Genomic DNA, 6,361 nt, shown 5'->3' on the forward strand with positions numbered 1-6,361 from the left:
CATCCTGGCATTTTACGCCGCAGAGCGGCGGGGAATCGACCCGCAGGGATTGAAAAAACCTCTGGACGTCTTGCCGCGTTTCGACTCCAGAGGCTTCTTCTTTCGACCTTTTCACTCCTCACCTGTGTATATAATACACGCTTCAAATCAGATTCGAGCTCTAAAGTGACAGTTTCTATAACTGTCATACTTCAACAGGTCATATTCAAGCCTTGTTACAATCACGACATTGGAGCACAGCTAGCATTCTACAATTGGGAGCGTTGGCAAAGGGGCGATCGCCCCATCCGCTCAATCGCTCAGTAAGGACATCGTGACAGCAGCAGTGCAATTGTAGAAAAAGTTCACAATTTCAGCCCAAAGGGCTCTGCTCTATGAGAAGCTAGTCCCAATGTCTGTCTTCATCCGGCCTGAAACTTGAGAAGTGCCGTTAGACTCAATCCGAGGTTATCACTGTCTATGGTAGGTACCGCGTTACAACATCCTCAGTTGGACATCGACTCCATTAATCAACATCTCGATTCGTTGGATTCTGCCCAGGTGATCAAGTGGGCGTCTGAAACCTTCGGAAATGGGCTGGTCATGAGTACCAGTTTTGGTATTCAGTCTGCTGTGATGTTGCATTTAGTGACCTCTGTTGTACCGTCTATTCCGGTCATTTGGGTCGATACGGGCTATCTTCCTGCCAAAACCTATCGTTTTGCAGAAGAGCTTTCGCAACGTCTCAACCTCAATCTGCACGTCTATCAATCCCCCATCAGCCCCGCTCGCATGGAAGCCCTGTACGGCAAACTATGGGACAAACAGGATGTGGAGTCTCTCAACCTCTACGATCAAATTCGTAAGGTAGAACCGATGCAGCGCGCCTTGGAGGATTTGGGTGCAACCGCATGGCTGGCCGGACTCCGTCGAGATCAAACGAGCCATCGCAAAAATTTGACGATCCTGACTCGTCAAGATCCGTACTATAAGGTGCTACCGATTTTGGGTTGGAACTCAAAGAATATCTACGACTATCTTCAAGCCCACGATTTGCCATACCATCCTATGTTCGATGAAGGGTATGTCACCGTAGGAGATTGGCATTCGAGCCGTCCGATCATGGCAACGGATGAACATGAACGCGATACTCGCTTCCACGGACTCAAACAAGAATGCGGCATTCACCTCCCCCAAACCATTGGAGAAGAGGAAAGTCTCAATTCCAGTTCACTGTAAAGACTGCTGCGGCTCTAAAGATGGTCACCCTGACTTGGGCATACCGACGTCTTGGACTCAGTTCTCGATCCAGTGCCTGAATTTATGACGTAGCCAAGCATGACCAACTCAAAACTAAGAATTTCACGCCCCACATTGGTATTAGTCATCCGTTTGGGCTTGAGTTTGGGCGTCGGCATCGTCGTCCATTGAGGGGGGCACCGATTTCTGACCATTTTCCAGATCAGGAGAAATGGACGTAGCGTCAGCTTCTTCAATCAACAATAAATCGGATTCAAGGGTGCGGGTAGACACCTGATCCAGTCGTTGAATCTGAATATGTTGGAGTCGAGGGCCATCGACCGAGACCAGGGTAAATTCAAGGTTCTGATACTGAAATTTTTCTCCCTGTTCAGGAATTTTCTGCATTTCATAAATCATGAATCCGCCCACCGTTTGATAGTCCTCAATAATGGGTAAATTCACGTCCATCAAATCGTTCAATTCTTCCAAATCCATCTGCGCTTGAACTAGGAAGGTTTGCTCGTCTAAAACCTGAAATTCGCTGTCAGAGTCGTCTTCTAGCTCATGGGAATCTCCCAAAATCTCGGTTGTTAAATCCTGGATGGTCACGAGTCCGGCTGTGCCGCCAAATTCATCCACCACGACCACCATCTGCTGTCCCGATCGCTGCATGATTTGCAACAGTTCAGTCAGGGGCAGGTACTCCGGTACAAACCGAGCTGGACGAATCCACGGTTCGATCGGGCTATCTAACGTTAGCAGTCCTTGGGCAAGGGGTTCTGCGAGTTCTTTGAAGTAAATGACGCCGCACACATCGTCCAAGGATTCGCCAATGACTGGATAACGAGAATGTCCAGATTCCACGACTTCATTCAGCAAGTGCTGAAAGGTAGCATCCTTCGGTAAGCTCACGATGCTCGTGCGGGGGATCATCGCTTCTCCGGTGCTGACCTCCCGAAACTCAAACACGTTACTCAACATTTGCCTTTCTTCGGCTTCCAAGTCTGGAGACTCAGTGGAGGTATTGATAATGAGCTGAAGTTCTTCAGGCGTGACGCGGCTAGACCACCCTTGCCCCGTATATTCAATTCCCACAAGCCGCAGCAGCCAGTGGGTAGACTGGTTGAGAATCCAAATGAAGGGGTTAAAAATGCGGGCGATCGCCATACTGGGTGCCCCCAAGACCCGCGATAGCTGTTCGGGATAAAGCAAAGCCACGGATTTTGGGCACAACTCGCCCAACACAATTTGCAGATAGGCAATCAGGATAAAGGCTAAGGGGAGCGCAACGGAGTGGGCAACGGTCGGTACCAGTTCTACAGGCAAGGGGAACCGGATCAGAAGTGCCGCAATTAAAACGGCCATCGTCCCCTCGCCAATCCACCCTAGGGCAAGGCTAGAGAGGGTAATCCCCAGTTGAGTTGCTGATAATAGTCGATCGATGCTGCGCTGCAGGCTCTGAACCGTTTTAGCTTGAATATCCCCTGCTGAGGCAAGCTGGTTAATGCGCGATCGCCGCACTGAAACGATTGAGAATTCCGCCGCGACGAAAAACGCATTGATCACAATTAAGAGAAAAACGGCCATCAGGCGCGCGAGTACACCCGATAGCGTTAGATTCGTTACCATATCAAAGTCCGTAAAGGGGTGAAGCGCAGCACTCGTGAGTTCGCCCCAGCCGATACTGAATTGGCGATCGCTAAAGTCACTATCGTAATCAACGCAAGACCAATCAATTAGACTCCGTATCTAAAAATGGGTCAGATTCTGCCAACGGATCGCTGGCTGGGGAATCCGGTGCAGTTTCATCCGGCTGCCCGTCGATATTTGGATCTTCAACCTCGGGTGACTCCCAGGGCGCTGATTCCATGCCCGCATCTACCGCAGTCTCAGAACTCGATTCTGCTGTCCCAGGCTCAAAACTAGCATCGGAAACGCCAGAACTGGGCGAATCGGATGCTAATTCTGATTCTGGGGCAGTTTCCTCTACAACCCTCGAAGATGTCGGAGTAGCACTCCCTGGAGCAGGTGTTGCCTCTGGAGTGGAGGGCTTGCCGCTCATCCGTGCCTTAACGTCCTCAATGAGCTTGGTTTCATCCAGAAATGTCATACCCTGCTCTGATGGAGTGTCCTTACGTTCAGATCGACGGATCGGGCTTCCTGGCCGACTATCGGGCTGGGTAATGCCTCGTAGCGCTTCGCGCCCTAGGGAGTATCCCCATGTCCCACTGAATAGACCTGCGCCCATCATTAAGAAAAGCAAAATAAAGGTAAGGATAACGGTTGGATTAACTGCCATTTTGGAAACTTTACGTGTTGTCCGAACACTGCGCCGTTACCGTTAGTCATGCACTCCCACTCCCATGCCCAAAGAGTAGGGTGAGGTAGAATGCCTGCGGAATGCAGACTTTACGTCAATCATGATGATTGTGCGGCTACGGTTAGGATATACCCAGTAGCTTATCAACTAAGCTTCAAAACTGCACTTAAAAAATGTGTCTTAACCTAATACAGATCCCCATTCTTGATATCCTGATAAACCAAGTGATCAGTGCTGAGAACTCACGGTAGAATGGTACCCTAACCAGGGTTGGCCGAGCGGTTTAGGCAGCGAACTCATAATTCGCCTTAGGCAGGTTCGACCCCTGCACCCTGGACTTTTCTGGTAAAGCACACTAGCGTTCGATAGGGGCGATCGCCAACACTGAACCTCACAAGTACGCAAGACCTCCATTCAGGTGAACGCGTCTAATTGCTAACACGAATATTGAATCCTTGGTTCGAAAATCCTAGTCTGAGAGTATAATCTCCCTAGTCGTTTCGTCTCCTGATGCTGTGATTGCGATTTACCCTGGTAGCTTTGATCCCATTACGCTCGGTCATCTTGACATTATCGAGCGGGGGTGCCAGCTATTTAAAAAAGTGATCGTCCTGGTATCGCATAATCCGGGCAAGGTTCCGCTATTCAGCGTGCAGAAACGACTAGAGCAAATCCGCACGGCTACTCAGCATCTTTCTAATATTGAGATTGACAGCTTTGATGGTTTAACGGTTACCTATGCCCATGAGCGAAATGCGGGTGTGATTTTGCGAGGTCTTCGTGTACTATCTGACTTTGAGAAAGAGCTGCAAATGGCTCACACTAACAAGACCTTATCGTCAGACATTGAGACTGTTTTTCTAGCTACGTCAACGGAGTATAGTTTTCTGAGCAGCAGCCTTGTCAAAGAAATTGCAAAATTTGGCGGCTCTATTGATCATCTTGTTCCTCAAACTGTTGCCCTGGATATTCGCAGATGTTACGCCAAGATCCCGACTCAATCGGCACCCCACGTGGTTCAAACGCATCCCCCGGTGGACAAGCCTACAAAAGTGACTCCCCTGGGAGTTCTCCCCGATCTGGAAGCGTAGACATCCAGGAAGAGTTTAATAAGCTTGAGGAAATGGTTCTGGACAGTCCCCGCATTTGGCTGAGCCGATGGACGATGGTGGACGAAGAAAAGATTTTGCAGCAGCTTGATCTGTTGCGCTTGCACCTACCGTCGGCCTTTCGGGAAGCCACTGAAATCTTGCGGAACAAGGACGAAATTCTGGCGGAGGCGGAGGAGTACGCCCAAGACATTATCCGTGCAGCAGAGCAGCGTGCCGCAGAGGTGCTGAACGAGATGGGGTTGGTTCGGCAAGCCGAAATGGAAGCCAATCAGATTCGGATGCAGATTCAGCAAGAATGCCAACTGCTCCAGGATCAAACGCTATCGGAAATTGAAATGTTGCGGCGTCAAGCGCAGCAGGATATTGAAGAAATGCGGATGATGGCGATCGCTGAATGTGAAGAAATTCAGCGAGGAGCGGATACCTACGCGGATCGGGTGCTGCGGGATATGGAACAGCAGCTCTCCGATATGATGCGGGTTGTTCGTAACGGTCGGCAACAGCTTCAGTTAGATGCTCCAACACCGCGGAATCGTGACGGATTTTAAGGTCTACTCTACTGGCGCGAGTTGCGAAGTCGGATCAGTTGACGACGCATTTGGGGAGAGGTTGCTGTCGCAGGAATCTCCCGAATGTTAACGCTTGTATCAACTGTTTCCAGGTACTCATCGGCTCCGTAGGAAAATGCCTCAAGCAGCAACTCAAGCAGGCGATCGCGATCGCGCAGCACAGATTTATCCTCAATGAGCCTAAATTTGAGGCTGATTTCGCAATCATAGATGCCAAGCTCAGGTTCTTCAGGCAAATATTTCGAGAAAGTAGATTCCATAAGGAGTGCTAAAAATTACGATTGGAACACGGACACTACTATTGAGGAACAGCGCTGTATCTGAGAGCGGTAATCCTAACCTTCTGCTATCTAGAAAGACATGCTAGAGCCATACCTAAATCTTTTAAGTACACAAACAAAGCTAGAACTGCTTTCCAAATCTCACCTTGAGTCTTTCACGGCTAATTGAACGCTTAAGATCAACCCCTAACTGTTCCTACTGATTTACATGCGCCTAATTTATCCTAGAGACGAGGCTATCTAAATCCGCTGTTTAGCTGAAATAAAAGTTATGGTTAATGTAAAAAAAAGATCTGTTTTACATAGCTTTTATGAATATAAAGTTCAATTCTCTAGGTAGCTTACTTCAACACTTTGACAATAGCACTAGGTATGGGTTTCTATATTTCTTTTTTATGAAGTATTGGTAATGACACCAGATGACCTTGATGTAGTCTTTGTTAATTATCGATATTTTTTAGTCAGCCAAGTGTAGAGATAGTTTGTATTCTAAACGGCCAGTCGTTTCAGCTCATTCAAACGCTATATTTCGGTAACGTCAGAATTACAAATGAATTTCAGAACAGACCCAGTATAGAGGGAGAGAGCTAGGAATAGAGGTGAAATCTCGCACCTTCTGTTCTTTCTTACTGAAAGCACTTATTTTAAATCCAAGAAAATACTGAGCAATGAATTGATAAAGCTAGAATTTATTCTCAGAGATTGGCATCATGGATCAAAAGCAAGCTCGGAAATTTTTCGGAAATTCTTCCGATATTTAGACAGCCATGCTGACATGATCCTCAATCGATGGGACATGGGTAACTGATTGACTGACAAAACTCACACAACCCTGATTCTCTCGTAGGTTGGGTGAGC

6 protein-coding genes and 1 tRNA gene are annotated in these 6,361 nt (G+C 48.1%); 4 read left to right on the top strand and 3 right to left on the bottom strand.

All coding sequences use genetic code 11. From position 1 onward, the window contains the following. The first annotated feature begins 459 nt into the window (after positions 1–459). Positions 460–1,218: a phosphoadenosine phosphosulfate reductase gene (cysH, locus tag IGR76_09580; protein MBF2078753.1), complete on the top strand. Its 759-nt coding sequence runs from the start codon at positions 460–462 to the stop codon at positions 1,216–1,218. Between the two features lie 141 nt (positions 1,219–1,359). On the opposite strand, the gene IGR76_09585 is transcribed toward cysH, so the two are convergent. Then, the gene (locus IGR76_09585; GenBank protein MBF2078754.1) at positions 1,360–2,850 is read right to left on the bottom strand and encodes an HlyC/CorC family transporter; all 1,491 of its coding nucleotides are present in this window, start codon (positions 2,848–2,850) and stop codon (positions 1,360–1,362) included. Positions 2,851–2,953: 103 nt separating this feature from the next. Beyond that, on the bottom strand, positions 2,954–3,520 hold the full coding sequence (locus tag IGR76_09590; protein ID MBF2078755.1) for a hypothetical protein: 567 nt from the start codon (positions 3,518–3,520) through the stop codon (positions 2,954–2,956). A 285-nt stretch (positions 3,521–3,805) separates the two neighbouring features. Between IGR76_09590 and IGR76_09595 the strand changes: the two genes are divergently transcribed. The 3 genes from IGR76_09595 to IGR76_09605 all read left to right on the top strand — a co-directional run bounded on the left by IGR76_09595 (position 3,806) and on the right by IGR76_09605 (position 5,201). Beyond that, a tRNA-Ile gene (locus tag IGR76_09595) sits at positions 3,806–3,878 on the top strand. Positions 3,879–4,056: 178 nt separating this feature from the next. Then, positions 4,057–4,632, top strand: coding sequence for a pantetheine-phosphate adenylyltransferase (gene coaD / locus IGR76_09600; protein MBF2078756.1), 576 nt, complete (start codon positions 4,057–4,059; stop codon positions 4,630–4,632). Beyond that, complete coding sequence (locus tag IGR76_09605) at positions 4,518–5,201, top strand: hypothetical protein (GenBank protein ID MBF2078757.1); 684 nt, start codon at positions 4,518–4,520, stop codon at positions 5,199–5,201. The genes coaD and IGR76_09605 overlap by 115 nt, the downstream gene beginning before the upstream one ends. A gap of 8 nt (positions 5,202–5,209) precedes the next feature. Here the strand turns inward: IGR76_09605 and IGR76_09610 are convergent, their stop codons facing one another. Further along, positions 5,210–5,482, bottom strand: coding sequence for an Npun_R1517 family heterocyst differentiation transcriptional regulator (locus IGR76_09610; GenBank protein MBF2078758.1), 273 nt, complete (start codon positions 5,480–5,482; stop codon positions 5,210–5,212). Positions 5,483–6,361: the final 879 nt, after the last annotated feature.

It is taken from the genome of Synechococcales cyanobacterium T60_A2020_003 (assembly GCA_015272205.1).
GTDB lineage: Bacteria > Cyanobacteriota > Cyanobacteriia > RECH01 > RECH01 > JACYMB01.